General features: G+C 44.5%; 21 protein-coding genes and 1 tRNA gene. 16 read left to right on the top strand and 6 right to left on the bottom strand.

The window, feature by feature from the left end; all coding sequences use genetic code 11:
* Position 1: 1 nt before the first annotated feature.
* The 3 genes from VXQ92_RS03920 to VXQ92_RS03910 form a co-directional block, all read right to left on the bottom strand.
* Positions 2-77 (bottom strand) — tRNA-Lys (locus VXQ92_RS03920).
* Between the two features lie 195 nt (positions 78-272).
* On the bottom strand, positions 273-2,114 hold the full coding sequence (locus VXQ92_RS03915) for a long-chain-acyl-CoA synthetase (RefSeq protein ID WP_416680496.1): 1,842 nt from the start codon (positions 2,112-2,114) through the stop codon (positions 273-275).
* A gap of 173 nt (positions 2,115-2,287) precedes the next feature.
* Positions 2,288-5,791 (bottom strand): Rne/Rng family ribonuclease, encoded by a 3,504-nt coding sequence (locus tag VXQ92_RS03910; RefSeq protein WP_416680495.1) that lies wholly within the window; start codon positions 5,789-5,791, stop codon positions 2,288-2,290.
* A gap of 765 nt (positions 5,792-6,556) precedes the next feature.
* On the opposite strand from VXQ92_RS03910, the gene VXQ92_RS03905 reads away from it, so the two are divergent.
* From VXQ92_RS03905 to VXQ92_RS03875, 7 genes are all read left to right on the top strand, one after another.
* A complete protein-coding gene (locus tag VXQ92_RS03905) occupies positions 6,557-7,528 on the top strand; it encodes an RluA family pseudouridine synthase (RefSeq protein WP_064102215.1) in 972 nt (323 codons plus the stop codon).
* A 326-nt stretch (positions 7,529-7,854) separates the two neighbouring features.
* Positions 7,855-8,523, top strand: a complete 669-nt coding sequence (locus VXQ92_RS03900) for an HAD-IA family hydrolase (RefSeq protein WP_064102216.1) — start codon at positions 7,855-7,857, stop codon at positions 8,521-8,523.
* A 407-nt stretch (positions 8,524-8,930) separates the two neighbouring features.
* A complete protein-coding gene (locus tag VXQ92_RS03895; protein ID WP_064102217.1) occupies positions 8,931-9,728 on the top strand; it encodes a 2-keto-4-pentenoate hydratase in 798 nt (265 codons plus the stop codon).
* A gap of 21 nt (positions 9,729-9,749) precedes the next feature.
* Positions 9,750-10,646, top strand: coding sequence for an acetaldehyde dehydrogenase (acetylating) (locus tag VXQ92_RS03890; RefSeq protein WP_064102218.1), 897 nt, complete (start codon positions 9,750-9,752; stop codon positions 10,644-10,646).
* Between the two features lie 11 nt (positions 10,647-10,657).
* Entirely contained in the window at positions 10,658-11,677 is a 1,020-nt protein-coding gene (gene dmpG, locus VXQ92_RS03885) for a 4-hydroxy-2-oxovalerate aldolase (RefSeq protein ID WP_144724180.1), read from the top strand.
* A gap of 802 nt (positions 11,678-12,479) precedes the next feature.
* Positions 12,480-13,751 carry an OprD family outer membrane porin gene (locus tag VXQ92_RS03880; RefSeq protein WP_416680493.1) on the top strand — a complete coding sequence of 424 codons (1,272 nt, stop codon included), beginning with the start codon at positions 12,480-12,482 and terminating at the stop codon, positions 13,749-13,751.
* A gap of 278 nt (positions 13,752-14,029) precedes the next feature.
* The gene (locus VXQ92_RS03875) at positions 14,030-14,890 is read left to right on the top strand and encodes an alpha/beta fold hydrolase (RefSeq protein WP_064094895.1); all 861 of its coding nucleotides are present in this window, start codon (positions 14,030-14,032) and stop codon (positions 14,888-14,890) included.
* Between the two features lie 374 nt (positions 14,891-15,264).
* Here VXQ92_RS03875 and hcaR read toward each other — a convergent pair whose 3' ends face one another.
* Positions 15,265-16,173: a DNA-binding transcriptional regulator HcaR gene (gene hcaR / locus VXQ92_RS03870; protein WP_416680491.1), complete on the bottom strand. Its 909-nt coding sequence runs from the start codon at positions 16,171-16,173 to the stop codon at positions 15,265-15,267.
* Positions 16,174-16,451: 278 nt separating this feature from the next.
* Here hcaR and hcaE point away from each other — a divergent pair, with 278 nt between their 5' ends.
* The 9 genes from hcaE (at position 16,452) to VXQ92_RS03825 (ending at position 25,539) form a co-directional block, all read left to right on the top strand.
* Positions 16,452-17,819, top strand: coding sequence for a 3-phenylpropionate/cinnamic acid dioxygenase subunit alpha (hcaE, locus tag VXQ92_RS03865; RefSeq protein ID WP_416680489.1), 1,368 nt, complete (start codon positions 16,452-16,454; stop codon positions 17,817-17,819).
* Positions 17,816-18,334 (top strand): 3-phenylpropionate/cinnamic acid dioxygenase subunit beta, encoded by a 519-nt coding sequence (hcaF, locus tag VXQ92_RS03860; protein ID WP_064094892.1) that lies wholly within the window; start codon positions 17,816-17,818, stop codon positions 18,332-18,334. The genes hcaE and hcaF overlap by 4 nt, the downstream gene beginning before the upstream one ends.
* Positions 18,334-18,660: a 3-phenylpropionate/cinnamic acid dioxygenase ferredoxin subunit gene (hcaC, locus tag VXQ92_RS03855; protein ID WP_064094891.1), complete on the top strand. Its 327-nt coding sequence runs from the start codon at positions 18,334-18,336 to the stop codon at positions 18,658-18,660. The genes hcaF and hcaC overlap by 1 nt, the downstream gene beginning before the upstream one ends.
* A 2-nt stretch (positions 18,661-18,662) precedes the next feature.
* Positions 18,663-19,478 (top strand): 3-phenylpropionate-dihydrodiol/cinnamic acid-dihydrodiol dehydrogenase, encoded by an 816-nt coding sequence (hcaB, locus tag VXQ92_RS03850; RefSeq protein ID WP_064094890.1) that lies wholly within the window; start codon positions 18,663-18,665, stop codon positions 19,476-19,478.
* Positions 19,479-19,548: 70 nt separating this feature from the next.
* Positions 19,549-20,514: a 3-carboxyethylcatechol 2,3-dioxygenase gene (locus tag VXQ92_RS03845; RefSeq protein WP_416680487.1), complete on the top strand. Its 966-nt coding sequence runs from the start codon at positions 19,549-19,551 to the stop codon at positions 20,512-20,514.
* 4 nt (positions 20,515-20,518) lie between these two features.
* Complete coding sequence (hcaD, locus tag VXQ92_RS03840) at positions 20,519-21,748, top strand: 3-phenylpropionate/cinnamic acid dioxygenase ferredoxin--NAD(+) reductase subunit (protein ID WP_064094888.1); 1,230 nt, start codon at positions 20,519-20,521, stop codon at positions 21,746-21,748.
* Positions 21,749-22,038: 290 nt separating this feature from the next.
* Positions 22,039-22,947, top strand: a complete 909-nt coding sequence (locus VXQ92_RS03835) for a DMT family transporter (RefSeq protein WP_064094887.1) — start codon at positions 22,039-22,041, stop codon at positions 22,945-22,947.
* 185 nt (positions 22,948-23,132) lie between these two features.
* The gene (locus VXQ92_RS03830; protein WP_416680486.1) at positions 23,133-24,068 is read left to right on the top strand and encodes a cation diffusion facilitator family transporter; all 936 of its coding nucleotides are present in this window, start codon (positions 23,133-23,135) and stop codon (positions 24,066-24,068) included.
* A gap of 415 nt (positions 24,069-24,483) precedes the next feature.
* Entirely contained in the window at positions 24,484-25,539 is a 1,056-nt protein-coding gene (locus VXQ92_RS03825; RefSeq protein ID WP_064094885.1) for an MBL fold metallo-hydrolase, read from the top strand.
* A gap of 3 nt (positions 25,540-25,542) precedes the next feature.
* Here the strand turns inward: VXQ92_RS03825 and VXQ92_RS03820 are convergent, their stop codons facing one another.
* Together VXQ92_RS03820 and VXQ92_RS03815 are read right to left on the bottom strand one after the other, a co-directional pair.
* Positions 25,543-25,938 (bottom strand): DoxX-like family protein, encoded by a 396-nt coding sequence (locus VXQ92_RS03820; RefSeq protein ID WP_416680485.1) that lies wholly within the window; start codon positions 25,936-25,938, stop codon positions 25,543-25,545.
* Positions 25,928-26,371, bottom strand: a complete 444-nt coding sequence (locus VXQ92_RS03815) for a DCC1-like thiol-disulfide oxidoreductase family protein (RefSeq protein ID WP_144724174.1) — start codon at positions 26,369-26,371, stop codon at positions 25,928-25,930. Before VXQ92_RS03815 ends, VXQ92_RS03820 begins: the two co-directional genes overlap by 11 nt.
* Positions 26,372-26,451 lie beyond the last annotated feature (80 nt).

The raw sequence follows: 26,451 nt of genomic DNA, 5'->3' as shown, positions 1-26,451 counted from the left end.
ATGGTGGGCCGTCCGCGACTCGAACGCGGGACCAATGGATTAAAAGTCCACTGCTCTACCAACTGAGCTAACGGCCCTGAACCAGTATTCAAACTAGGTTTGAATATGCAGTGCAAGTCAAGCTAAATAGCTCAAAGCACCACTTTGTTTGATGGAGCGTATTGTAGCAAGATCTCATTGCAGCGCAAGTAAAAAATAACAAAGTTGCCCATGTTTGATTATAAATACAACAATTATGCTTTATCTAAACAAAAAACAGGCAACTTCAGTACTTAGAAGCGATATTGATAGGCCTGGATATTGGAAAAAACCTCTGCTGTAAGCTCCGAATATGCAGTTGCACCTGGCAATAACACCAGCAGGCGTTCATCGGTTTTACTTGGATCAAATGCTTGCTCTTTCAATTTATTTTTCTGGTATTTGAAGGTGCCTGTAGTTTCAACCTGCTGTTGTATACGCAGAAATACGGGTACCGCATAAGCCGGTAAGCATTTTTTAAAACAAGCAGCCATGGCGGCTAAATCTGCATCATTTAATTCTACATCGGGCTTCAGGGTAATCGCAGCCATACCGGCACGACCATTGGTATTTGGAATTTCTACACCATAAACTACGGCTTCAACGATTTTGTCATACTCAGTCAGCATGTTTTCCACTTCAGTTGTAGAAACATTTTCACCTTTCCAACGGAAAGTATCACCTAAACGATCGACAAACTGGGCATGACGGAAGCCGATATTGCGTACCAGATCTCCGGTATTGAAATAAGCATCACCTTTGCTAAATACATCCTGCATGATGACTGACTTGTTTTTTTCAGGGTCGGTATAACCATCAAAAGGTGAACGACGGGTAATTTTACCAATCAGTAAACCAATTTCACCTTTTTTCACCCGCTTGCAGTGTCCTTTGGCATCCCGTACCGGCTCGTGTTTATCTTTATCAAAAGCAATAATGGCATAAGGTGTCGGGGAGAAACCGACGGTATTGTCAAAATTGAAAATATTGCTAAAACCGACATTGCCTTCACTGGACGCATACAGTTCTAGCACTTCCTGAATGCCAAAACGGGATTTAAATTTGTCCCAGATATTCGGACGCATCCCGTTACCAATCATCTTGGTCACGCGGTGGTCTTTCTCCAGTTCAGATGGGGGAGCATCCATCAGATAGCGGCATAGCTCACCGACATAGCCAATCGCAGAGGCATCAAATTTTTTCACATCCTTCCAGAAAGAGGAGGTTGAAAATTTACGCCGAATGGCCAGGGTGCTGCTCCCTGCAATGACACCACACCAGCACACGACCATGCCAGTGGCATGATAAAGTGGCAGGGTACAGTACATGACATCATCTTTATTGAGATTCAGCACATGCCCATAGGTGCCATAAGCGAGGGTCCAGCGACCATTGGTAAAAATGACCGCTTTGGGCAGGCCGGTAGTGCCTGAGGTATAAATATAGAACAGCCCGTCTTTGCCTTGTACTGAATGGGTAGTCGGCGGATTGAATTTTGGAGAAAGATCAATTTTTTCAGCCAGGTTAACGAAGCCTTCAGGTGCCTGCCCCGGGTCGGTTTGAGTATTCTGATCTGCAAACCAGTGCAGGCGTTCGCCACTAATATTCAGGTCATTACGAATTTCATTCACAGCCTCACCGCACTCTTCACCGACGATCAGGGCAATTGGTTTGACCAGATTAATACTATGTGCCAATACCTTGCCTACTTGTGAGGTATTGACCAAAGCGCTCGTCACACCCAGTTTAGCCAGACCAATCACACTGGCAATCAGTTCAGGTCGGTTCTCGATCATTACAGCTACGACATCACCTTTCTTGGCACCCAAAGACAGATAGAAATGTGCAATCTGGTTGGCCCAGGCATTGAGAGTGGCATAGCTGTAGCTTTGGTCTTCAAAACGCAAGGCGATGCCGTCCGGGTTGCGCTTGGTTGCTTTTTCAAAAGCCAGACCCAGCCCGGCCGGTGTATTCGGAGTACGTAAATACGCCTGTCTTAGACCGGTAAGTAAATGGGGTACTTTGGTCAAGAAAGTCGGGAGCTTGGCAGCAACATCTGCAATACCAATAAGATCATGTGGTTTCATTTGGGTCATGAGAATCCTATTTATTTTTCATATCCGATACGTTCGATTTATATACAGTAGGCGAGCTATCCATCTTTTAGCGTTAAAAAGCTAGTGCAATCAACCTATTCTGACTAAATCTAGCAAAAAAAACCTAGTCACCGAAATGACTAGGTTTTTTTATATGACTGCAATTGAGCAAATTATGATTCAGTTGCAGTATTTGCTTTTTTCGGTGGACGACCACGTGGACGACGTGGGCGAGCGGCCTGCTTCTCCACTTTTTCAGCTTCGCTGGTTTCAGTTTTCTCTGCCTCTACTTCGGCCTGGCCTTGGGTCTCTACCACAAGTGCTTCTGATTCAGATACTTCTGACTCAGTATTTGCTTCAACTGGGGTAGTATCTTCAGCCTGAGTTTCGGTAACTACCACTTCAGTTTCAGGAGCAGCCTCCACTTGTGCCGTGGTTTCAGTCGCCTGTTCAGCTGGCTGAGTATTTACGGTTTGTTCAGTAGTTACTTCCTGCACTGCAGCTTCAGTTACCATAGGTGGGGCAGGCTCTGCTTGCGCTTCAGTTGCTACAGGCGCAGTTTCAACCACCGGAGCTGTTTCTGTTTTAGCCTGTTTGGCTTGCTGTAAGGCTTGTTCAGCAGCCAGTTTAGCCAGACGGCGGCGCTCACGTGGATCGTTTGCGACACGTTTGTCCGACACCGGTTTTGGTGGTGTCAGATCCAGAACTGGAGCCGGTTCTACTTCCACCTTGGTTACTGTCACCTGAACATCACGAGTAACTGGCTTTTTCTCTGTGGCAGGCGTTGCTGCACGCACCAGACTCGCGTTGTACTCTTTTGTGAACTTCTCTAAAGCGCGGTTGAACGTTGGTAACAAACCAAACTGCTCAATCAGCACCGAGCAGTCTTCACCATAGACATGGCGAATCAGGCTGCCAATGGTGAACTGACCCAGAGTCGGCACTTGTGACGGGGTCAACTGCTGAACTGCCGGCTGTTGAGACTGTCGTTCACGTTGCTGGCGACGACGCTGACGCGGATCGTTGCTGGCACGTGGTTTTTCAGCGCTGGTTTCAGCTGGCACAGTTTTCTCGTCGACTGCTGTTAGTGTAGCTTCCACCACATTTTCAGCAGCGGCTTCTTCAACTGGCGCATCTGCTGGAGCAGTAACTTCAACCGCTGGCGTTACAACTGCAGCATTGTTATTCAATGCCACGATTTCGCTTTTCGCCTGGTCAATATTCACCACCATGGCTGTTGGCATCACGTCTTGACGTGGCGCATCGACCAATTCAACACGAAGCTGTTTGTCATCGACTGCTGGAGCCTCAACAACAGCAGGTACAGTTTGTGATGCCTGCTCATTCAGCACGCTTGGATCGCGGTGGCGATTTGGACGTTCCTGACGTGGCTGGTTACGGCGGTCGCGACGTGGTACAGCCTGTTGTGACTGTTCATTGGTTTGAACATCATTTTGCTGAGTTGGCTCGTTGTGATGCTGACGGCGAGAATTACGCTTGTTTTCACGTGCTTCATGACGTTGCTCTTGACGAGATACCTGAACGACTTCTTCATGCACCTGGTGTTGCTGAGGAGCAGAGGCTTCAGACTGAACCTGCTCACGCGGCTCTCTGTGCTTCGGATTGCGCGGCTTTTTATTGTTGTGACGAGGCGTTCTTTCCTCACGCTCTGCTGGTTTTTCTGTAGCATCACGTTCCTGCTTATGGGCTACTGTTGATGGTACCAAATAAGCATTGTTCGCAGGTGCTACAACTTGTTGTTGTACAGGTGGCTGTACATGGTTTTGTACCTGTTGTGCAGCGGGCTGTGCCACAGGTGCTGCGACGTGACCGAACTGACCACGACTTACTGCACCGCCATTGATCATCTGTTCAATCGCTGCTGCTGCATTGTTGGCGGTACGCGATTGATCAACAGTCGTAGCTTGCTTTTGTACAAACAGGTTTTCTAACCATGCACATGGGCTGGTTGCAGGTGCAGCAACTTGCGCTTGGACAGGAGCCGGTTGAACAACAGGTGCTTGCTGTACATTTGGATTTTGCTGATTATTACGGCGTTTATTGTTTCTGCCGTTATTTTGCTGTGGGGCAGGCGCTGGCGCAGCAGCATGCGTATGTTGTTCTTCTTCTAAATGCCATTCAGACGACTCATAACCCAGCTCTTTTTCACTTGAACGAGTTGCTTCAGTACGTTCATAGCTGGTTGGTGCAAAGCCTTCGGCATTATAGGTAATTTCATAATGCGGTGTTTCCAGATGCGGATGCGGCAACACAGTAACACGCACATTTGACGTCTGTTCCAAATATACCAGGGTATGACGCTTTTCATTCAATAAGAAAGCTGCGATTTCGACTGGAACTTCGACTTGAACTTCACCATGACGTTCACGCAGGGCAATCTCTTCCACTTTACGCATAATCGAAAGGGATAAAGAACGAAGATCACGTACCATACCGGTACCATGGCAGCGTGGGCAAACGTAGCCAGTCGCTTCTTCCAGAGAAGGACGCAGACGTTGACGGCTCATTTCCATTAAACCAAAACGTGATAATTGACCGAATTGGATACGGGCACGGTCACTTTGAGTGGCTTCACGAAGTTTCGCTTCAACCATGCGCTGGTTACGATCTTTGGTCATGTCGATAAAGTCGATCACCACCAGACCGCCGATATCGCGTAAACGCAGTTGACGCGCGATTTCTTCTGCTGCTTCAATATTGGTGTTCAACGCAGTGTCTTCAACGTCGCTACCGCGGGTTGATTTTGCTGAGTTAATGTCAATTGACACCAAAGCTTCAGTCTGGTCAATCACGATCGAACCACCAGAAGGAAGTTTCACCTCACGTTCATAAGCCGTTTGGATCTGGCTTTCGATACCGAAGTGAGCGAATAGAGGCTCATTTAAGGTATAAGTTTTTAATTTGTCTAATTGAAGTGGCATCACTGCTTTTACGAAGTTATAGGCTTCGTTATAAGCTTGTTCAGAGTCAATCAGGATTTCTGCAACGTCATCACGTAAGTAATCACGAATGGCACGTGTTACCACGCCCGCTTCCTGATGCACCAACATTGGAGAAGGGCCAGAACTTGCTGTTTTCTGGATTTGTGCCCAAAGGTCGAGCAAGTGTTGCAAGTCGAGTTGCAGTTCTTCTTGTGAACGACCGATCCCGGCTGTACGCACGATGACGCTCATACCGCGTGGCACGTTTAAAGAGGCCAGCATTTCTTTCAGTTCTTCACGCACTGAACCTGAGATCTGACGGCTGATACCACCACCTTTCGGATTGTTTGGCATCAAGACCAAATAACGGCCGGCAAGAGAGATAAAGGTAGACAGGGCAGCGCCTTTGTTGCCACGCTCTTCTTTTTCCACCTGAACCAGAAGCTCGGTGCCTTCAGTGATCAGTTCACGGATATTTGAAGTCTGGCGAGGGTCGGCTTTGTAATAAGAATTTGCGATTTCACGCATTGACAGGAAGCCTTGACGACCTGCACCGTATTCAACGAATACAGCTTCTAAAGACGGTTCAACGCGAGTCACGTGACCTTTGTAAATATTGGATTTTTTTTGTTCACGGGTACGATTTTCTAAATCAAAATCGTAAAGACGCTGACCAGTGACAAGTGCAACGCGAATTTCTTCGGCATGTGTTGCATTAATCAACATACGTTTCATGGGTGTAACACCTTATAGTGATACACAGCAAAAAATCGCTATACACGTAGCAAACATCACACATCACGGATCAATGGCTCAAATCTGCAATGAATTTCATTGTGGTTTGAGTCTTTTATGACCGAGCTCTATTTAATATAGATGGGCTTCGGTTTTGATTCACGTATTGATGATGGCAATACGGCTTCAATCTTTAAACGGATTAAAGTCACCTGAACGCTTCACTGGCGGACGAGCGGTACATTGGATGTGTGTAACTTTCACTGTCACATTGCTCGAAGATCATCCCTTCTTTATAGAAAGTGTCTTGATACGGAATTGTCGTCGTATCTTTACAAACTGTGCAGATCCAATGCATCAACGCTGTAGCCTGAAGTCGTCTTCAGGTTGCGACTAATCTGATGTGTATCAGTTTACGTTTAAAAACCAACTAGGTTGGCGACATATTTTTTAAGACAAACTGATTTATGTACCTGAGGTACAATTAAACGCAACAGTTTGCTTTGTTTGCCGATATAATAAGCCTTCGGCGTGGCATAATTCTTTGGGGACCTTCTCGTATCATGTGAGTCTTTAATTGAACAATCAAGTTCAGAAAAATCTGAAATGATTTAATTTTTACTCACAAACGATGGTTTCCGTGCGCTGACTATATCAAACCTTGCATCATCTGCCTATGGGCTAAGCTTATGTTTCTTGTGTAAAGCATAACCTAAATGATCAGTTTTTAATCAATTTTAGTATTTTTTAGGTCATAGTAACTGTATGAATTCTACGCAACAATGGCAAAACGTCACTTGGTTTGAAGTGGATGAACATCAAGATGGACAACGTATCGATAATTTTCTGTTTAGTCGTCTGAAAGGTGTGCCAAAAAGTCGTATCTATCGTCTGATTCGTGAAGGCCAGGTTCGCGTCAATAAAAAACGCATTAAAGCAGAAACCAAACTCGCAATCGGCGATCAGATTCGCGTTGCACCGATCCGCTATGAGCAGAAAGACGAAACCGCGGCCCCTGTTTCGGACAAGGTCGCACAAGGCCTGCTTGCTCGCGTGATTTATGAAGATGAGGGCCTGATGGTCGTCAACAAACCATCAGGAATTGCCGTGCATGGCGGTAGCGGTGTAGCCTATGGCCTGATTGAAGGCTTGCGTGCCGCAACCGGTAAAAAATATCTGGAACTGATTCATCGGATTGACCGTGATACTTCCGGTCTGGTGATGATTTCCAAAAAGCGCAGTGTGCTTAAAACTCTGCAAGACATGCTGCGTGAACATAAGATCAAAAAAACCTATGCAGCGGTGGTAAAAGGGCAGGTCACTTTAGACAAGCAGCTGATTGATGCGCCTTTACATCGTTATGAGCTGGCCAACGGCGAGCGCCGGGTCTGCGTGTCACCGAAAGAAGGCAAGGAGTCTAAAACCCAGTGGAACGTGCAAGAACGTTTTATGCATGCCACATTGGTTTATGCATCTCCACTTTCTGGTCGTACCCATCAGATTCGTGTACACGGTTTGAGTATTGGTCATCCGTTGGTCGGTGATGAAAAGTATGGACATGAAACCGAATATCGTGGCCCAAAACCACGCCGTCTGTGTCTGCATGCCATGCGTTTAGAGATTCCGGGTTATCCGACCATTGAAGCGCCATTGCCAGAAGATATGCAAAGTCTGGTGGCGCAGTTAAGAGCGCAGAAGGCAGATAAGGTTGTCATTGCTACGGAAGATGATGAGTAATTTTTTAGCTTTTTAATGAATCCTCTTTGATGCCCTACTTTTTCAAGAGGAGTGAGGGGGATTTGAAAAGTTATCGCAATGTGAAATTAAGGTAATGCTGCAATAGGTATTTGTTTTATTCGAAGCATTGTGTGGGCGTTGGCTTACTTTTCAGAGATGAAAAGTAACAAAAATCTTTTGTAGATATGATGGCGCGTCCTTGCGCCACAGATCTACAGCGACATCCATGTCGCAATCGAGTAGCGAATACCTGTATGCCGTTCTCCCTCCTTTTTTAAAGGAGGATCGGGGTGGATTTAGACTGAATCAAATATTAGGAACCTTAGATGAACTCACCTGTAAAACTGGTCATTTTTGATTGGGATGGCACTTTATTTGATTCTGTCGGTCAGATTGTGGCAAGCCTGCAATTTGCCGCACAGCAATTTCAGCAACCTTTAACCGCTGCAGATGCGAAGAGTATTATTGGGCTGGGTTTACCTGAAGTTGCACAGCGACTTTTTCCAGGTGTGCCAGAACTACATAGCGATATTTTACAGGCCTATTCAGAACACTATGTCGCGAACTCGGTTGAGGATGCTTGGTTTGAGGGCGTATCTGAAATGTTATATGCATTAAAAGATCAAGGTATCAAGCTGGCAGTGGCCACAGGAAAAAGCCGTAAAGGTCTGGATCGTGTATTAAGGCAGACCAACAGTGAGGCCCTGTTTATCAGCACGCGTGCTGCGAGTGAGACCCGTTCCAAACCTCATCCACTTATGCTGCAGGAAATTCTGGCTGAAACCGGTGTAGAGACACATGAAGCGATTATGGTTGGCGATACTTCCTATGATCTGGAAATGGCCATGAATATCGCCATGCCAAGTATCGGCGTAAGTTATGGCGTGCATCAGCCTGAACTTCTGGCGCAATTTAATCCGGCCAGTATCGTGGACGATGTGGCTGATTTACATAAAGAACTATTGGCTAAAGTCCAATGGAAACAGGCTGTTTAATTTATTATCTTGGTTACAGCAAAAAGGACTGATTTCCCGGGTTTAAATTGGCTGGGGGAACGCTGCAGATTTAAGCATTTATTCTTATCTTTTAGTCTAAGACCATAATTATACTGATTTTGTGGAATCAGGTTATGGTCACTATTCTGCTAAATAATGATTTAATCTAAGATTTAAGATTTTGTTTTATATTAATTTTTATAATTGGTCCTTATAGATAATAGCTATAGCAAAAAATAAAATAACTATTGGCACAAATGCCGGATTTTTCCCATCCTAAAACCGTTTACTCCTATGCTCACTCTGATAAAGGTAGGTCATGCACGTGATCGGCCTGATTATGTGCATATTTTCTGTCCTGTCAGATTCCAGCATAAGCCTAATTTTTGCAGTTTAAGGAAACATTGATGTCGAATTCTGCTGTCGTTGAATCAGTTGCACAAGCACTGCGTAGCGCTGAATTATCACAAACCGCGATCACACCAATTCGCCCGGAACTTGGCGGTGAAAGTGCTGACGTAGATATCGCCTATGCCGTTCAGGAAGTGAATACCGAACGTGCTTTGTCTGAAGGTCGCCGTCTGGTCGGTCGTAAAATTGGTTTGACTTCTAAAGTCGTTCAAGCACAACTGGGTGTAGATCAGCCTGATTTTGGTATGTTGTTCGCGGATATGGCATACGGTGACGGTGAAGCGATTCCGGCCGGCCTTCTGATTCAGCCGAAAGTTGAAGCAGAAATTGCATTGGTGATCAAAGCAGATCTAACCAAAGAAAAACACACTTATGCAGACATTATCAGTGCAACCGACTATGCACTTCCTGCAGTAGAAGTCGTGGATAGCCGTATTGAAAACTGGAAAATCAGTCTAATCGATACGGTTGCTGATAACGCATCTTCAGCGGCTTTCGTATTGGGTTCACGTCCTGTGAAACTTGACAATCTTGACCTTGTAAATTGCAAAATGACCATGACTCGCGGTGAAGAAGTCGTGTCTCAAGGTATAGGTAAAGCTTGTCTTGCAAACCCATTAAATGCCGCAGTTTGGTTGGCTGACGAAATGGTACGCCGTGGTCGTCCATTACTTGCAGGTGACATCATTTTGACTGGTGCGCTTGGTCCAATGGTTGTAGCCCACGCAGGCGACGAATTCGTTGTTGAGATTGAAGGCTTTGGTTCAGTAACAGCTGCATTTGCTGCTGAATAAGAAAATATTGAGAGTACATTCATGAAAAAGATTAAATGTGCAATGATCGGTCCAGGTAATATTGGTACGGATCTGCTTTACAAATTACAACGCAGCGAATGGTTAGAACCAGTATGGATGGTGGGGATTGACCCAACTTCTGAAGGTCTTGCGCGTGCAGCGAAAATGGGTTTAAAAACGACTGCTGAAGGTGTAGATGGTCTTCTTCCTCACGTTCTTGAAGATGACATTAAAATTGCATTTGATGCAACTTCTGCATACGTACATGCTGAAAACAGCCGCAAGTTAAATGAACTTGGCGTGTTAATGATTGACTTAACACCTGCTGCAATCGGTCCATTCTGCGTACCACCTGTAAACCTTGAAGCATTGCTTGAACAAGGTGAAGTGCCAAACGTAAACATGGTGACATGTGGTGGTCAGGCAACAATTCCGATGGTTGCTGCAATTTCACGTGTTCAACCTGTTGAATATGGTGAAATCATTGCAACTGTATCTACAAAATCTGTAGGTCCAGGCACACGTAAAAACATCGACGAATTCACACGTACAACTGCTGACGCAATTGAACAAGTGGGTGGCGCGAAACAAGGTAAGGCAATCATCATTATTAACCCGGCTGAGCCACCGTTAATGATGCGTGACACTGTTCACTGTCTCGTTGAAGGCGAGCCGGATCAAGCAGCGATTACTGAATCTGTTCACTCGATGATCCTCGAGGTTCAAAAATATGTACCAGGTTACAAACTTGTGAATGGTCCAGTATTTGATGGTAACCGTGTTTCTATCTTCCTAGAAGTAGAAGGTTTAGGTGACTTCTTACCTAAATATGCAGGTAACCTTGACATTATGACTGCAGCAGCTGCACGTACAGCAGAAATGTTTGCAGAACGTGTTTTAAACGCAGCTGAAGCTTAAGGAGTTACCACATGTCTAAAATTATTATTAATGATATGACTTTACGTGATGGTATGCATCCAATGCGCCATCAAACTACACCTGAGCAAATGGTTGCGATTGCAACTGCACTTGATGAAGCGGGTGTACCGTTAATCGAAGTGACACATGGTGATGGTCTTGGCGGTAACTCTGTAAACTACGGTTTTGCAGCAGCAACTGACGAAGAATACCTGAAAGCGGTGATTCCAAACCTTAAACAAGCGAAAGTATCTGCACTTTTACTTCCTGGTATTGGTACGGTTGATCATTTGAAAATGGCACATGACGTTGGTGTAGCAACGATTCGTGTTGCAACACATTCAACTGAAGCAGATGTATCTGAACAGCATATTACTGCTGCACGTAAATTGGGTATGGACACTGTGGGCTTCTTGATGATGGCGCACATGGCTTCTCCAGAAAAATTGCTTGAAGAAGCACAAAAAATGGTGTCATACGGTGCAAACTGTGTGTATGTAACTGACTCTGCAGGTTACATGTTGCCACAAGACGTGACTGATCGCGTTGGTATTCTACGTGAAAACCTTGGTTCTGATATCGAAATCGGTTTCCACGGTCACCATAACCTAGGTATGGGTGTTGCGAACTCTGTTTCAGCAGTACAAGCAGGTGCAACTCGTGTTGACTTGGCCTCAGCAGGTCTTGGCGCAGGTGCGGGTAACACGCCACTTGAATTGTTTGTTGCGGTAGCGAACCGTATGCAACTTGAAACAGGTGTTGACTTGTTTAAGGTGCAGGACGTTGCAGAAGACCTCATCATTCCAATGATGACGCATCAAATTCGTGCGGACCGTGATGCGGCGACTTTAGGTTATGCGGGTGTTTATTCTTCATTCCTATTGTTTGCAAAACGTGCTGAAGCGAAATATGGCGTATCTGCGCGTGAAATCCTGATGGAACTTGGTCGCCGTGGTACGGTTGGCGGTCAGGAAGACATGATTGAAGATTTAGCTTTGACGATGTCTAAAGCACGTGAATTACAAGCTTAATGGCTTGAAGTTGATGTGAAAAAAAGCGTCCGAAAGGGCGCTTTTTTATTGCTTCCAGCATTGCCATCCCTAAGAGTTGGATGATTATTGGAGAACTTTTTCTTCAATGAGCGGTGATGCCTATGCCGCGGTCAAATGAGATGGCCGGTCGAAGTTTAAGTAAATCCATACTGGTTCAGCAAGGCTCAATAATGCCATCAGTAAAGAATAGCCAGCCTTGAACTCAAAAGTAGGAATGCTATAGCCAGGACCACAACAGCTAAATGTCGTTTGAGATGCAATAAGGTAAGTCCTCATTCATGTTTTTATTATAAATTTTGAGCTGTATTGATATCTTTGTTGAACTTGGCATGAAGAAGAAATATTCGTAGATAAAATATTTATTTTTGGATATTTAAATCAAAATGTTGAGGAGTTGAAAGAGAGATCTAGCGAGTTATATTTGGATATTAGTAATATATTAAAACGATAGCATGAGATATTATTTTTATTAAACTTTATTTATTAAAAATAATTCTGATAATTTCCTTAAACATAAAAACGATAAATAAAAACTGGTATTTTAAAGTTTTTTAAAAATTTACTCTTATTAATAAAAGAAACAAAATATTAAATTGAATATTTGGTCAAATTTTTAGTTTTATTAATCGCTTTAAAATCTAACAGATTTTGTGCTTGAACAGGGCTCTGCAATAGGGCGATTTAAAAGAACAAAAGTTTAATACTGTGGTCGGATTTTTTATTTAAATCGACTTACGCATGATGGCGGCATGGATTTTATCTGCTGAATGGGGAACTCATCATGCATCGTCACAATTTATGGATAGCAATATTTGCTGCGACAGCAACTTTAGGGACAACTGCAACGAATGCAGATTTTATTGACGACAGCAATGTTCAACTGAAGTTTAAAAATTTCTATTTAGACCGCCAATATCAGGATAATTATTCGGCACGTAACTGGGGTTCATGGTCGCAAGGTATAACGCTGGATGCCAAGTCTGGCTATCATGATATCGGTGCGGGGGTGCAGGTCGGGGCTGACGTTCTGGTTCAGCATGCAGTCAAACTTAAAGCTCGTGATCGCAATCCAGACTGGGTTTTACCGCATGATGGCAAGAAATCAAAAGACCATTTCGGTAAAATTGGTGCAACGTTGAAAGCCAGAATTTCACAGACTGAATTAAAAGTAGGGGAGTTACTTCCGGTATCTCCTGTTCTGGTATTCGATCCATCGCGTCAGTTATTAACGACTTATAACGGTGCCTGGTTAGAATCCAAAGAGATTAAAGATACTAAACTGACTTTGGCGTATGTGGATAAAATCAATAACCGTTACGACAATCAGTTCCGTGATTTAACCTTGTTTGCGCCTGCTAGAGGCAAAAACTATTACGATAATGGTGAAGCTTCTGACGGTATGTGGATTGCAGGTGTAGACCATCAGCTCAGCAAAGAAGTGGACGCAAGTTACTGGTATGCCGATGTTCAGGACATTTACCAGCAGCATTATCTGGGCCTGAGTTATAAAACCCAGTTGGGTGAAAAAACCAGATTAGACAGCAATGTCCGTTATTTCAATAACTCTGAATCTGGCGATAAGCTATATGGTGAGATCGACAATCAGGCCTTATCTGCAGCTGCAAAAGTGAATCATGGTGCACATACCGTCGGTGTGGGTTACCAGCAAATGTTTGGTAATAGCGCATTCCCGACGTTAGGTGGCTGGGTGCCACAGCCTTATCTGGCGAACTGGGGAGTAGCAACCTTTACTGCACCAGAAGAAAAATCATGGAACGTTTCTTATGGCTATGACTTCTCTGAAGTCGGTTTGAAGGGCCTGAATGCTACAGCGATTTATTTTAAAGGATACGATCAGAAAGGTACTGGGGCCTATCAAGGTCAGAACTTCAATACCGATGAGGTGAATGCGATCATCAACTACACTGTGCCAGAAGGTAAGTTAAAAGGTTTAGGCGTACAGGGGATGTATATTGATGTGAATTTTGCCAATCCGGCAAAACCAGATCTGCAGGAATACCGCGTGGCCACCACTTATACCTATAAATTCTAATATCAGCGTATTTTCAAGGCAGTCAGTTTTCTGGCTGCCTTTAATGTTTAAGAAACCAATTAAAGCCTTAAATTTAGTAGGGTTTATTTTAAATTAATAATTAAAACAATGACTTAAATTATATCTATTTTATAGGGTGCAATCGAAATTTTGTATCAGTTGATTGCAGTTGAGCGGTTAATATAAGGGTGTACACAAGTCATTTTAATGAGTCAACTTGACGTGGCGTTCTTGAAAATAGAGGGACACGCAAGCTAAAGACTGTAAGAGGAAGCAATATGAGCACTGTTCAAATCCCTGACTATCAAACAGATCCATTCTTTGGCTTAGAAGACAAATGGATTGAAACCGCTGAAGGTGAGTTGACCCATTACCACGAAATTGGTGAAGGTACACCAATTCTGTTTTTGCACGGTTCAGGTACAGGTGTATCGGCTGCAGCGAACTGGTGGTTGAACCTGCCTTCAATTGGTGAACAAGCACGTTGTATCGCAATTGACACGATTGGCTATGGTCAGACAGTGGTTGCTCCAGGTACACAATATGGTATCCGCGCATGGGTAGACCATGCGATCCGGACTTTAGATGCGTTAGGTATCGAAAAAACCTGGCTGGTGGGTAACTCTTTAGGTGGCTGGTTGGCATTCCAGTTGGCACTGGATTATCCAGAGCGTGTACTCGGTATCGTATCTATGGGTACGGGCGGCGCAAAACAGACTGCTGCATTGAAAGCACATGCAAACCCAGTTCTTACAGAAGAAGGGATCAAGAAAACCCTGTCTATGTTCGTAGTGAACAAAGACCTGATTACAGATGAACTGGTAAAAGTACGTTTTGCTTCAGCAGCAAATGACTATGCTTCAAACCGTTTGATGGATGTGGTAGGCGCACGTGACCGTGACCGTTTTGAATTCCCGCTCGACTTTGAGAAAATGAAAGACATCACTGTGCCAGTACTATTGATTCACGGTACGCAAGACGTAGTAATTCCAGTATCACGTACATGGGATATCTTGAATGTGGTACCAAATGCTGATGCGCACATCTTCAGCCAATGTGGTCACTGGTCTCAAGTTGAAAAATCAGATGAATTCAACACTGTAATCAAAAACTACCTGGCTGTTCACGGCGTAAAATAAGTTTGATACAGTTTTAAAAAAGGATGGCTCGGCCATCCTTTTTTATACGTTATATATTCAACGCACTGCATATAAATGAATATGATTCTCATTCACCAAAGTGGGTTCGAAAAAATCATGATTTTTAGATACTTGTTGAATTTTAACCGAGAAAAACCTGAATTAAGTTTTATTAGACTTAAGTTGTAAACGCAGCATATTTAGAGTGAAAAAGATGCATGATTGGACGGGGCTAAACTATAAACTTAAGTACTCGCCAAGCAGTCCTTATCAAAAAATAGAATTAAAAATAAATCTTTAAGCAAAAAATAATAAAACGAAAAAAGCATATGTCTACCAAAATTCGAATGACATATGCTTAACCAGGAAGGAGTTTAATTCTGTTCGCTGCGGTTAATATCGAGATAGAACACCCGGGTCAGAAGCTCAAGAAATTTGCTGACTGCATAGGATTTATTGTTTTTGTGGTAACTGACATACAGGTCCAAATACGGCAGCTCTACGTCCAGAGGGCGAATCACAGTATTTTCCATAGTCAGCGGCGCGATATAACCAGGTAAAATCGTGCACCCCAATCCGATACCGATCGAGTTGATATTAAACAGGATATTGTCAGCTTTTTGGACAATATTAAGTTCAATGCCGTTAGCCTTGGCAAAATCCAAAATTGTATGGTGCAAGGTAAAAGACTGCTCTGCTGATGGAATGATAAAATCAATACCATTCAATGCCTTAACTGGAATACGGTCATATTTTGCCAGCGGATGGTCTTTGGGCAGCAGGAAAATCAGCGGTTCACGAATCACAAACTGACTTTCAATTTCATCGCTATTGAAATTATGACGGGTAAAGGTCAGATCCAGATCACCTTTTTTTAACAGGCGCATTTGCTCATTGTTGTTCAGACTGAGCAGTTCAATTTTTAAATCCGGATTCTGCACCCGCAGATTAGGCAAGATATACGGGAAAATTTTCATTTCGGCTACCGGAACAAAGCCAATCCGGAGCATTTGCTGCTTGGCCTGTGACACCTGACGTGCCATGGCAACGGCCTTGTCTGCTTGTGCCAGGGTCAGGCGAGCCTGCTCCAGGAATACGGCACCTTCTTCGGTCAGCTCCACTTTACGTTTGGTTCGGTTCAACAGCTTTACGCCGACGTCTTCTTCCAGGTCCTTGATTTGCTGGCTAAGGGAGGGTTGCGCGGTATAAAGTTTAAGTGCTGCCTTGCTAAAGTTCAGTTCTTCAGCAACGGTGATAAAGTAGCGGAGGTGTCGTAATTCCATGTCATCAACCCAAAAAGTAATCCAAAAAATGTCTTACTATAATTTCATCAAAGTATAATCTATAAATAACTATGTCGTGAAGATTATTTTGCCATTCATAAACTAAATGCTCTGAGAGGATTAATGGATGTTTTAATATAAAAATCCATGTCCTTAATAATTGCTTTAAGCTATTAATTGAAACAAAAAAAATATTTCCCCAAATCCCGCCTAAAATCCATTATCCATTCGAATTGAGTCTATTTACTTTGTGCCTTGATGGGTCACAGGAGATTTTCATGAGTGGAAAAATTGATGTGCGTGAAATCGACGCTTTAGTCGATGCACAAAATGGACGTATCACTCCATCTATTTATACAGATCCAGATATTTACGAATTAGAACTTGAACGCGTTTTCGGCCGTACCTGGTTGTTCCTTTGTCATGAGAGCCAGATTCCTAAGGCTGGTGACTTTTTCAACACCTACATGGGTGAAGATCCGATCATCGTGGCACGTCAAAAAGATAGCTCAATCAAAGCATTCTTAAACCAGTGCCGTCACCGCTCAATGCGTGTGAGCTTCGCAGACTGTGGGAATACACGTGCATTCACATGCCCGTACCACGGCTGGTCTTACGGTATTGACGGTTCTTTAAAAGACATCCCGCTTGAAGAGCGTGCTTACCCACAAGGCGCATGTAAAGAGCAATGGGGTCTGGTGGAAGTTAACCGTGTTAAATCATACAAAGGCCTGATATTCGGATGCTGGGATGAAACAACTCCAGATCTAGAAGAATACATGGGCGATATCGCCTGGTACCTAGATGGCGTTGTTGACCGTCGTCCAGGGGGTACAGAAATCATCGGTGGTGTCCACAAGTGGGAAATCGAGTGTAACTGGAAATTTGCAGCTGAACAGTTTGCATCTGACCAATACCACGCATTGTTCTCTCATGCATCTGCAATTCAAGTGCTTGGTGCGAAACCAGACGACGAATCATCTAAGAAATTAGGTGCTGCGCAAACTGCTCGTCCTGTTTGGGAAACTGCCAAAGATGCAATCCAGTACGGTTCACGTGGTCACGGTTCAGGCTTCTTCTTCACAGAGAAACCAGACGCAAACGTTTGGGTTGACGGTGAAGTGGCCAACTACTTCCGTGAAACTTACGAAGAAGTAAAAGAGCGCCTAGGCGAGACTCGTGCACTGCGTCTTGCAGGTCACAACACCATGTTCCCAACATTGTCTTGGTTGAACGGTACTGCAACACTTCGCGTATGGCACCCACGTGGTCCAAACAAAACTGAAGTTTGGGCATTCTGTATTGCGGACGCTGAAGCATCTCAAGAAGTGAAGGAAGCATTTGAACGTTCTGCAACACGTGCTTTTGGTCCTGCTGGTTTCCTAGAGCAAGATGACTCTGAGAACTGGATCGAGATTCAAAAAGTTTTACGTGGTTACAAAGCGCGTCAAAACAAACTCATTATGGAAATGGGTAAAGGTAACGAGAAAGTACGTGAAGATGGTATCCCAGGTATCACCAACTACATTTTCTCTGAAACTGCAGCACGTGGTATGTACCGCCGCTGGGCAGATTTATTGATCCATGAAAAATGGGAAGACGTGGAAAAAGCGGCTGACGAATATGAGAAGGAGCTTATGAAATGAGTCAAATCAGCTTAGAACTTCATCATCAAATTAGCCAGTTCCTTTACCGTGAAGCAAAGCTGCTTGACGACTGGAAATTCCGCGAATGGTTGGACACGTTAGCTGAAGACATTTCTTACACGCTACGTACCACACCAAACGCACAAACCCGTGACCGTCGTCGTTCAGTTGAACCACCTACCACTTGGGTGTTCAACGATACGAAAGATCTTTTAGAGCGTCGTGTGGCTCGTCTTGAGACCGGTATGGCTTGGGCTGAAGAGCCTCCGTCACGTACAACTCATATGGTTTCTAACGTGATTGTTGAAGCCACTGAAGTTGAAGGCGAATACGACGTGTACGTAACGTACCTGTTGTACCGCACGCAAAAAGAGAAAGACGTCGTGATTTACTGTGGTAAACGTCATGACAAGATCCGTAAAGTTGAGGGTGGCCTAGGCTTCCAGATTTTCAACCGTAAGATCATGCTTGACCAAGTTACTTACAGTTCACATAACCTGAGTGTGTTCTTCTAATGAATAAGATTTTTGTATGCCAAGTTGACGAATTAGACGAAGGCGAAGCATTGAAAGTAGATTGTGGCGTAAACGGTATCGATGCGCTGGCAGTATTCAACAACGGTGGTGAGTTCTTTGCAATGAACGACCGTTGCTCACACGGTAACGCTTCAATGTCTGAAGGTTATCTGGAAGATGACGGTACTGTTGAATGTCCACTTCATGCAGCACGTTTCTGTTTAAAAACAGGTCAAGCACTTTGCTTACCAGCGACTGATCCAATCCAGACTTTCCCAGTGATTGTTGAAGATGGTCAATTGTTTGTAGAGATGGCAGGAGAGTAATCATGGGTTGGCTACAAGGCGAAGTTGCACTTATTACCGGTGGTGGTTCAGGCTTAGGCTGGGCATTGGTTGAACGTTTCCTGGAAGAGGGCGCACAAGTTGCCGTTCTTCAGCGTTCACAATCAAAAGTTGATGCACTGAAAGAACATTTTGGTGACCGCGTGCTTGCGATCGCAGGTGATGTGGCCAGCTATGAAGATAACGTTCGTGCAGTTCAGGCAACTGTGGAACGTTATGGCAAACTCGATTGCTTCGTAGGCAATGCCGGTATCTGGGATCATTATGCAGATATCGTCAATACCTCAGGCGAGCAGCTAGAGAAAGCCTTTGACGAGATTATGGGGATTAATACCAAATCTCTGATCCTCGGTGCGAAGGCTGCACTGGATGCATTGATCGCTTCTGAAGGTTCTATCATATTTACTTTGTCTAATTCAGCACTGTACTCCGCTGGCGGAGGCCCTGTATATACTGCATCTAAGCATGCCGGTGTCGGAATTATGAAAGAACTGGCCTACGAGCTTGCGCCTAAAGTACGAGTGAACGCTGTTGCACCATCAGGTATGAATGTGAATATCAAGGGTGCTGCATCTTTAGGCCAGGAAAATCTTGGTCTGCTGGATGCACGCGATCCTGAGAAAATCGCACGTGGCATGCCACTGAACTTCTTACCTGAACCGGAAGATATGACAGGTTCATACGTGCTGTTGGCATCTCGTCAAAATAACCGTCCTCTGACCGGTGTTCTGATCAATGCAGAATGTGGTCTGGGTATCCGGGGCTTGCGTCAGCCACGTGCCGGTTTCTTTGACGAATAAAATCTAGTCTGAATCAAATGGACTTATCGGCAGCCTGTTCTAAGGCTGCTTTCCTTTTCAGGAGTCTCTCATGGCCGTTAAACTCATTTGTGCATCGCACAGCCCCTTAATGGAATTTGCTTCCCCACAAGAAAAACGTCAGGAAGTCGCAGTACGCGAAGCTTTTGACCAACTTGCAGCTGAAGTGAAAGCTTACGACCCAACCTTAATCATTACCTTCGGTCCTGACCATTTCAATGGTTTCTTCTATGACCTGATGCCAAGTTTCTGTGTGGGTATCCGTGCCAAAGCGGCAGGTGACTGGGATTATGGTAAAGACAATGACCATATCGATGTACCAGAAGACAAAGCCTTGGCGATGGTGCGTCGTGTACTGGACGAGGGTGTGGACGTGGCATACTCCTACCGTATGCAGGCCGACCATGGTGTGACTCAGCCACTGCATTTCTTGTGCGAAGGTCAGTTGGACCGTTATCCAACCATTCCTGTGTTTATTAATGGTGCTGCAGCTCCAATGCCAACCACCAAACGTACCATCGCTTTGGGTCGTGCAGTCGGTCAATACATCAAGTCTTTAAACCTTGAAAATGAGCGGGTACTGGTTTTAGGTACAGGTGGTCTGTCACATGATCCACCTACACCGCAAATGGGTTCAGTACCACCAGAAGTGGAAGAGTTTCTGATTGCCGGTCGTCATCCGACTCCGGAAGCACGTTCAGCACGTCAAGCGAAAATCATTGCTGTGGGCCAGAAACTGGCAGCAGGTGATACCTCTGTTGCAGTCCCTCTCAATGCAGAATGGGATATTGCACTGCTGGAAAAATTCAAGAATGCCGATTTTGCTGCACTCGAAGCGATGACTGAAGCTGAAATCCGCCGTGATGGTGGCCGTGGTGGTCAGGAAGTCCGTTCTTGGATGGCTGCTTTTGCTGCTTTAAGCGAGATGGGCGAATACGACATGACAACACACTGCTATGAAGAAATCAGTGAATGGATTGCGGGCTTTGGCATCGTATCTGCAGAGTTAAAAGGTTAATGACATGAGCAACATCGAAACTATCGTAATTGTAGGTGCTGGCCAGGCAGGTGCAAGTGCGATTTTAGAACTTCGTGGCAACAAGTACGAAGGCAAAATCATTCTGATCGGTGATGAAACGCATCTGCCTTATGAGCGTCCACCACTGTCTAAAGACGTAATTCTAAAACCTGAAGAAACCAAGATTGAAATTCTGTCAGAAGAAAAACTGGCTGAACTTGGCGTAACAACTATCCGTGGTAATGGCGTTGCAAAAATCAATGCTGAAGCCCACACGGTTGAACTTCAACATGGTGACGTTGTTGCTTATGACAAACTGTTACTTGCCACTGGTGGTGCAGCACGCCGTTTGCCAAACTTCGATGCACTAGGTAAGCATGTTTATACCCTGCGTAACCTGGAAGATTCACAGGCACTGGTTCCTGTACTTCAAGCAGGCCGTCGTATTGTCCTGATTGGTGGCGGTGTGATCGGTCTGGAACTGGCTTCTTCTGCGCGTTTCAAGGACTGTCAGGTGACTGTAATTGAAATGGGTCCTATGGTCATGGGTCGCTGCTCGCCGCGTATCCTGAGCGAGTTCCTGCTAGAGCAACAGCGTCTGGCCGGAATTGACGTTCGCCTGGAAACCAAGATTGCAGACTGCAAGCTGGATGGTGAAGAAGTTGTGATTACCCTTGAAGGTGGTGAAGAACTTCGGGCTGATGCTGTAGTGTACGGTATCGGTATTGTGCCAAATGCACAGCTGGCTGTAGAGGCCGGTCTGGATGTTGATTTTGCAATTAAAGTGAATGAAAACTGCCAGACTTCAAATGCAGACATTTACGCTGCGGGTGACGTAGCAACTCAGTTACGTGACTGTGGTAACCACCGTCGTGTAGAAACCTGGGAAAATGCCAACCTGCAAGCAGGCATCTTTGCACGTCATGTGATGGGTGTCGAGCATCCAGTGGCCAATCCAGCATGGTTCTGGACAGACCAACTGGATATCAACTACCAGTTTGTTGGCGATATGGCTGCAGCTGAATGGCAGGTTCGTGGCGAAATCAATCCAGAACTTCGCGCTGAATCCTCATTCGTGATGTTTGGTGTGACTGACGGTGTGATCGTTGGTGGTATCACGGTGAATGCTGCTAAAGAAATGCGTCATCTGAAAAAGCTGATCAGCAAGCAGGCTGCATTTGAAGCAGACAAATATCTGGATCTTAGCCAGGATCTTCGTAAGCTTGTGAAGTAATCTCGGTTTACAAAGGAGCAGACCTCGGGCAACCTGGGTCTGCTTTTTTATGGCTACTTTATTTATTGTTTGGGCATGACCACTATTTATATTGCGACGTTTAATTACTTTGTGCAGGTGTGTCTTACTTTTCAAAGATGAAAAGTAACAAAAATCTTTTGAGCGTTTGAGGATACTTCCTTGTATCCCAAACGCTCGAGCGGCATCCATGCCGCTTGTAATATTGCTAATCGTGGATTTGAACAGAACTTTTGGTTTAATTCTTTTTATTATATTTAATTGAGTTGTATATGAATTCAAACTCATCTCCCATGATTTTAACAGCCAGCATTTATGCCTTGTTGGTGCTCATTTGGGCCGCCACACCATTGGCCATTGTTTGGAGTGTGGCTGAAGTGCATCCGATGTGGGTGCTGGTGATTCGTTATTTTGGTGCCTGTGTCATTGCTTTGGTTTTATTGGCAATTATGCGTAACCCATTGCCATTTGATCAAACGTCATTAAAAAGTTATGTGGCAGGTAGTCTTAATTTAATTGGGGCACAACTGTTTATTTATCTGGCTGCCAACTATTTAACGTCAGGTCTGATGGCGCTGATTTTTGGATTCTCGCCATTGATTGCCGGTTTAATCGGTCATGTGATTTTAAAAACCCATAAACTGATCTGGGTACAGTGGCTCGGTATGGCAATTGCGGTAGGTGGCCTGTGTTTTGTGTTTGCCGACTCGGCAGACAGCAAGATTAACCCATGGGGTGTGGTACTGATGCTGATCAGTATGGTGTCCTATATCAGTTCGATCTTCTGGGTCAAACAGATCAATGCACCATTAAAGCCAATGTCGCAAGCCACGGGTTCGCTGCTAGTTTCTGCGCTGGGTTCTTTATTGCTGATTCCATTTATCTGGCAGCACTTTCCAACCCAGATGCCAAGCAGCCATGCCATCATCGGATTTATATTTACCATGATTCTATCTTCGATTGTGGCGATGCTGTGCTATTTCTGGCTGATTCGCCGTTTGGCAGCTTCCACAGTCTCTCTCAGTAATGTCATGACACCAGTGATTGCCTTGGTACTGGGGGCTACACTGAATAATGAAATCATCAGCAGCCATGCTTTTGCGGGTGTTGCTGTGGTGATGTTCGGGATTATCCTGTATTTCTCTAAAGAATGGCGTGAGCAATATTTTTCCAGACACTAACCCTTCCCTGAAGGGAAAGGGCAAAATTTTTTATTAGGTCTAGATATTTTCCAAAAGCAGACTGGAAATGCTAGACCATCACGACGAAACAACAATTTGTAAAACAACTGGGTAGTCAAAACACTTTAAGATGCAAGACATAAGATCAATAAAGCTTGATCAAGCTTATTTGGGACAGTGTCAAGATGTCTGAATCCAATAAAATTGTCGTTTATGCAGCCATGTTCGGCAATTTGGCGATTGCCCTCGTTAAATTTGTCGCAGCCTATATTACCAACAGCTCTGCAATGCTGAGTGAGGCTGTTCATTCGGTAGTCGATACCTTGAATGAAATTCTGCTGTTATACGGAATGAAAAAAGCCAAAAAACCTGGAGACGTTAAACATCCGTTTGGTTATGGCCGTGAACTATATTTCTGGGCTTTTATTGTGGCATTGCTGGTATTTGCACTGGGTGCCATTGTCTCTATTCTTCAGGGTATTTATCACATTATCCAGCCTGAAGAAATGCAGAATCCTATGATCAACTATATCGTGCTTGGCATAGCCATTTTATGTGAAGGGTTTTCATGGTTAGTGGCACTAAAAACATTTCGTAAACAAAAAGGAAATATGGGATATTTTGAAGCCTTTCGACGGAGTAAGGACCCAACTACCTTTACCGTTTTATTTGAAGATACTGCTGCACTGATCGGCTTGGTGATTGCCTTGGTCGGTATCTTTCTTGCTCATCAGCTAAATATTCCCGAACTGGATGGGGTGGCCTCAATCTTAATTGGGGTGGTGCTTGCCGTATCGGCCTGGTTTTTGGCACGTGAAACCAAGGGCCTGTTGCTCGGTGAGACTGCGGATCCTAAACTGCGGGAAAATGTATTAAATATTGCGCAACAGGATGCTGCAGTTTTTAGTGCCAACGGGGTATTAACGGAACAGATGGGCGCGCATCAAGTCATTGCATCCTTAAGTCTGGAATTTAAAGATGATTTAACATCCGATCAAATTGAAGCCTGTGTAAACAGGATCGAGACCCAGATTAAACAATTGCACCCGGAAATTATTGCCCTGTTTGTGAAACCACAAACCAGGGCCGTATGGTTGGAGCGAACCTTAGGCCGTGTATAACCCATATAAAAATCGCTTGAGCCCATTTTTCTGATTTCAGCCTGTCTCTCGGGTATGCTTAAGCTGATGAAACGGATCCTCGTCTGGGGAACAAATGCACTCCGTCAGAAAGTTACCCATAGGAGTCATGACTTTGTCAAAATGAGCCTAAAGGGGTTTGGCATCATTTTGTATGTTTAGGCAGAAGGTTGCGAGCAGTATTTTTCTTATAATCTGTTACTTTTATAAGCTGAAAGGTTTTTACATGGTGTTTTTATTAAAAATAACAAAAACATACATGATTAACAATATTGGATTTCATACTATATTGCTACGCGCCTGTTTTAAGTTTGTATGCTCATTTAAACGCTGCTGCACTTGACGATTTCAAGCGGTAGCTAACTTGCATATAACGAATAATAAATAGTGGATATTTATGCAAGATTTTTTTAAAACTAAAAAATTTCAGTTACCCACACAGTCCAGCTGGAAACATGTCTGGTCTAAGCCGGTATTTGAGTATCTGCATTCCGATCATTTTGATGGTCAACGCTTTCATAATCTGGAATATTCCCCATTATCGCGTAGTCGTTTTGATTTATATAAATGGCTGGTTACCCGAAAGTCCAGCACCTGGCAAGTCAACCTCGATGAGGAGCGTGCCGAGTTTTTTGCACGTCCACGTGCTTTGCCGCAGCATCGTCCTGATGCTCCCCTAGATGACTGGCAGATCTGGTTTATTGGTCATGCCACCGTACTCATTCAGATTGGACCTTATAATTTCCTGACCGATCCGGTCTGGGGCGAATATGCTGGTCCTTCTGCATCTACCGGGCCACAGCGCGTCATTCCGGCAGGTATTGCCCTGGATGAACTACCCCATATTGATGCTGTGTTGCTGAGCCATAACCACTATGACCATATGGATCTGGCCAGTCTGGAGTGGCTGCATACGACGTTTCAGATGCCGATTTATACAGGGCTGGGCAATGCCTGGTATTTGCCAGAACATTATACCGTGCATGAAATGGACTGGTGGGAAAACGCCTTTTTTGAAGAGATCAGGATTGTCTATACACCGGCACAACATGCTTCTGGGCGCGGCATACGCGATCAGAACTGTGCCCTCTGGGGAGGTTTTTCTTTATTGCATGGCAAGGAGCATTGTTTCTTTGCCGGAGATAGTGGCTATGCTTCCCATTTTAAAGAAATCCGCAAACGTTTAGGTGCACCGCGGATCGCCTTGCTGCCGATTGGTGCGTATGAGCCGCGTGAACTGATGCGCGCGATTCACATGAATCCGGAAGATGCTTATCATGCCCATCACGATTTGCAGGCCAAATGCTCGCTGGCCATTCATTACCGCACTTTTCAGCTGACTGATGAAGACCGCGATGCACCAGAGCATGACTTGCATGAGATTATCAAGCATTCCTCCAAGTTAATTAATCCGTTTTACTGCATACGTGAAGGCAAACGGATTATTGTCTAAACGCTATGCTTGTTCTTGCCAAATGAGTTGAATAGCCACTACAGAAAGCATGAGCATGGCGATATTCATCACCACGGGATTGAATGCCGCAGTGAGTTGTAAAGGTGCGGTAAGTGCAATCAGCAGTAGTAATCCTGCAAGTCCCATGATATTTAATCCATGCAATAGAATTGATCTGTTCCATTTCAGAAAGCATACACCCCACAGCATTTCACATCCCCCAGAAAAGCCCACCAAGGTCTGGGCAAATGCCAGCTCAAAACCCATATTTTGCCAGATTGTGATTTCAGCAGGGGACTGGAACAGAATTTTTGGAATCAGTCCTTGATAGAACCAGAGCATTGCCAAACTTAGCCCAATGCTACACAGTACCTGATTGAAAACGGGCTTAGGATTCACGAAGCGCATTTTCCAGAAAATGGCGTTTATTTTCGCCGGAGGGGATCAGGCAATATTCAGTTTTGCCGAATAGCGTGTAGCGATTTAAAGCGATCACACGATACAGAAAATCCCGGATAAAACGCGGAACCAAATAACCTGCGCTCATTAAATTAAATGGAAAACCGAGATGCTGCAGCGCCTTCAGTAATGCAGTCGATTCGGTATACAGTGTGCCATCTCGGATGACAAGCATGGTGGTGTAATGTTCAGTGGACATCTGATAGTGCTCAAGCAGGGCAATACCTAAAGGAGATTGGGCAGAGACCAGTTTAAACTGTATTTTTTTATCGTATTGAATTAAAAATCGTGCCCAGCCATTACAGATCACGCAAACGGCATCAAACACAATGATGTCGTGCTGTTGAATGATGTCTTCAATATTTGGATGCATTCTGGTATTTCTTTTTGTATGAGCTTGCTTCTATAGTGCTGGATACCGCAATAAAAAACCACCCGAAGGTGGTTTTTCTA

The organism is Acinetobacter sp. 228 (assembly GCF_048147885.1).
The sequence above is the reverse complement of the archived record's forward strand: the minus strand, read 5'-3'. Positions and strand labels throughout refer to the sequence as shown.

Excerpts from the sequence above, each read along its gene's own strand:
- VXQ92_RS03845 (WP_416680487.1), top strand. The coding sequence starts at position 19,549 with ATGGCCGTTAAACTCATTTGTGCATCGCACAGCCCCTTAATGGAATTT.
- VXQ92_RS03910 (WP_416680495.1), bottom strand. The coding sequence starts at position 5,791 with ATGAAACGTATGTTGATTAATGCAACACATGCCGAAGAAATTCGCGTT.
- VXQ92_RS03815 (WP_144724174.1), bottom strand. The coding sequence starts at position 26,371 with ATGCATCCAAATATTGAAGACATCATTCAACAGCACGACATCATTGTG.
- VXQ92_RS03835 (WP_064094887.1), top strand. The coding sequence starts at position 22,039 with ATGAATTCAAACTCATCTCCCATGATTTTAACAGCCAGCATTTATGCC.
- hcaC (WP_064094891.1), top strand. The coding sequence starts at position 18,334 with ATGAATAAGATTTTTGTATGCCAAGTTGACGAATTAGACGAAGGCGAA.
- hcaD (WP_064094888.1), top strand. The coding sequence starts at position 20,519 with ATGAGCAACATCGAAACTATCGTAATTGTAGGTGCTGGCCAGGCAGGT.
- hcaR (WP_416680491.1), bottom strand. The coding sequence starts at position 16,173 with ATGGAATTACGACACCTCCGCTACTTTATCACCGTTGCTGAAGAACTG.
- hcaB (WP_064094890.1), top strand. The coding sequence starts at position 18,663 with ATGGGTTGGCTACAAGGCGAAGTTGCACTTATTACCGGTGGTGGTTCA.
- VXQ92_RS03825 (WP_064094885.1), top strand. The coding sequence starts at position 24,484 with ATGCAAGATTTTTTTAAAACTAAAAAATTTCAGTTACCCACACAGTCC.
- VXQ92_RS03915 (WP_416680496.1), bottom strand. The coding sequence starts at position 2,114 with ATGACCCAAATGAAACCACATGATCTTATTGGTATTGCAGATGTTGCT.
- VXQ92_RS03880 (WP_416680493.1), top strand. The coding sequence starts at position 12,480 with ATGCATCGTCACAATTTATGGATAGCAATATTTGCTGCGACAGCAACT.
- VXQ92_RS03890 (WP_064102218.1), top strand. The coding sequence starts at position 9,750 with ATGAAAAAGATTAAATGTGCAATGATCGGTCCAGGTAATATTGGTACG.
- VXQ92_RS03900 (WP_064102216.1), top strand. The coding sequence starts at position 7,855 with ATGAACTCACCTGTAAAACTGGTCATTTTTGATTGGGATGGCACTTTA.
- VXQ92_RS03875 (WP_064094895.1), top strand. The coding sequence starts at position 14,030 with ATGAGCACTGTTCAAATCCCTGACTATCAAACAGATCCATTCTTTGGC.
- VXQ92_RS03895 (WP_064102217.1), top strand. The coding sequence starts at position 8,931 with ATGTCGAATTCTGCTGTCGTTGAATCAGTTGCACAAGCACTGCGTAGC.
- VXQ92_RS03830 (WP_416680486.1), top strand. The coding sequence starts at position 23,133 with ATGTCTGAATCCAATAAAATTGTCGTTTATGCAGCCATGTTCGGCAAT.
- VXQ92_RS03905 (WP_064102215.1), top strand. The coding sequence starts at position 6,557 with ATGAATTCTACGCAACAATGGCAAAACGTCACTTGGTTTGAAGTGGAT.
- hcaF (WP_064094892.1), top strand. The coding sequence starts at position 17,816 with ATGAGTCAAATCAGCTTAGAACTTCATCATCAAATTAGCCAGTTCCTT.
- dmpG (WP_144724180.1), top strand. The coding sequence starts at position 10,658 with ATGTCTAAAATTATTATTAATGATATGACTTTACGTGATGGTATGCAT.
- hcaE (WP_416680489.1), top strand. The coding sequence starts at position 16,452 with ATGAGTGGAAAAATTGATGTGCGTGAAATCGACGCTTTAGTCGATGCA.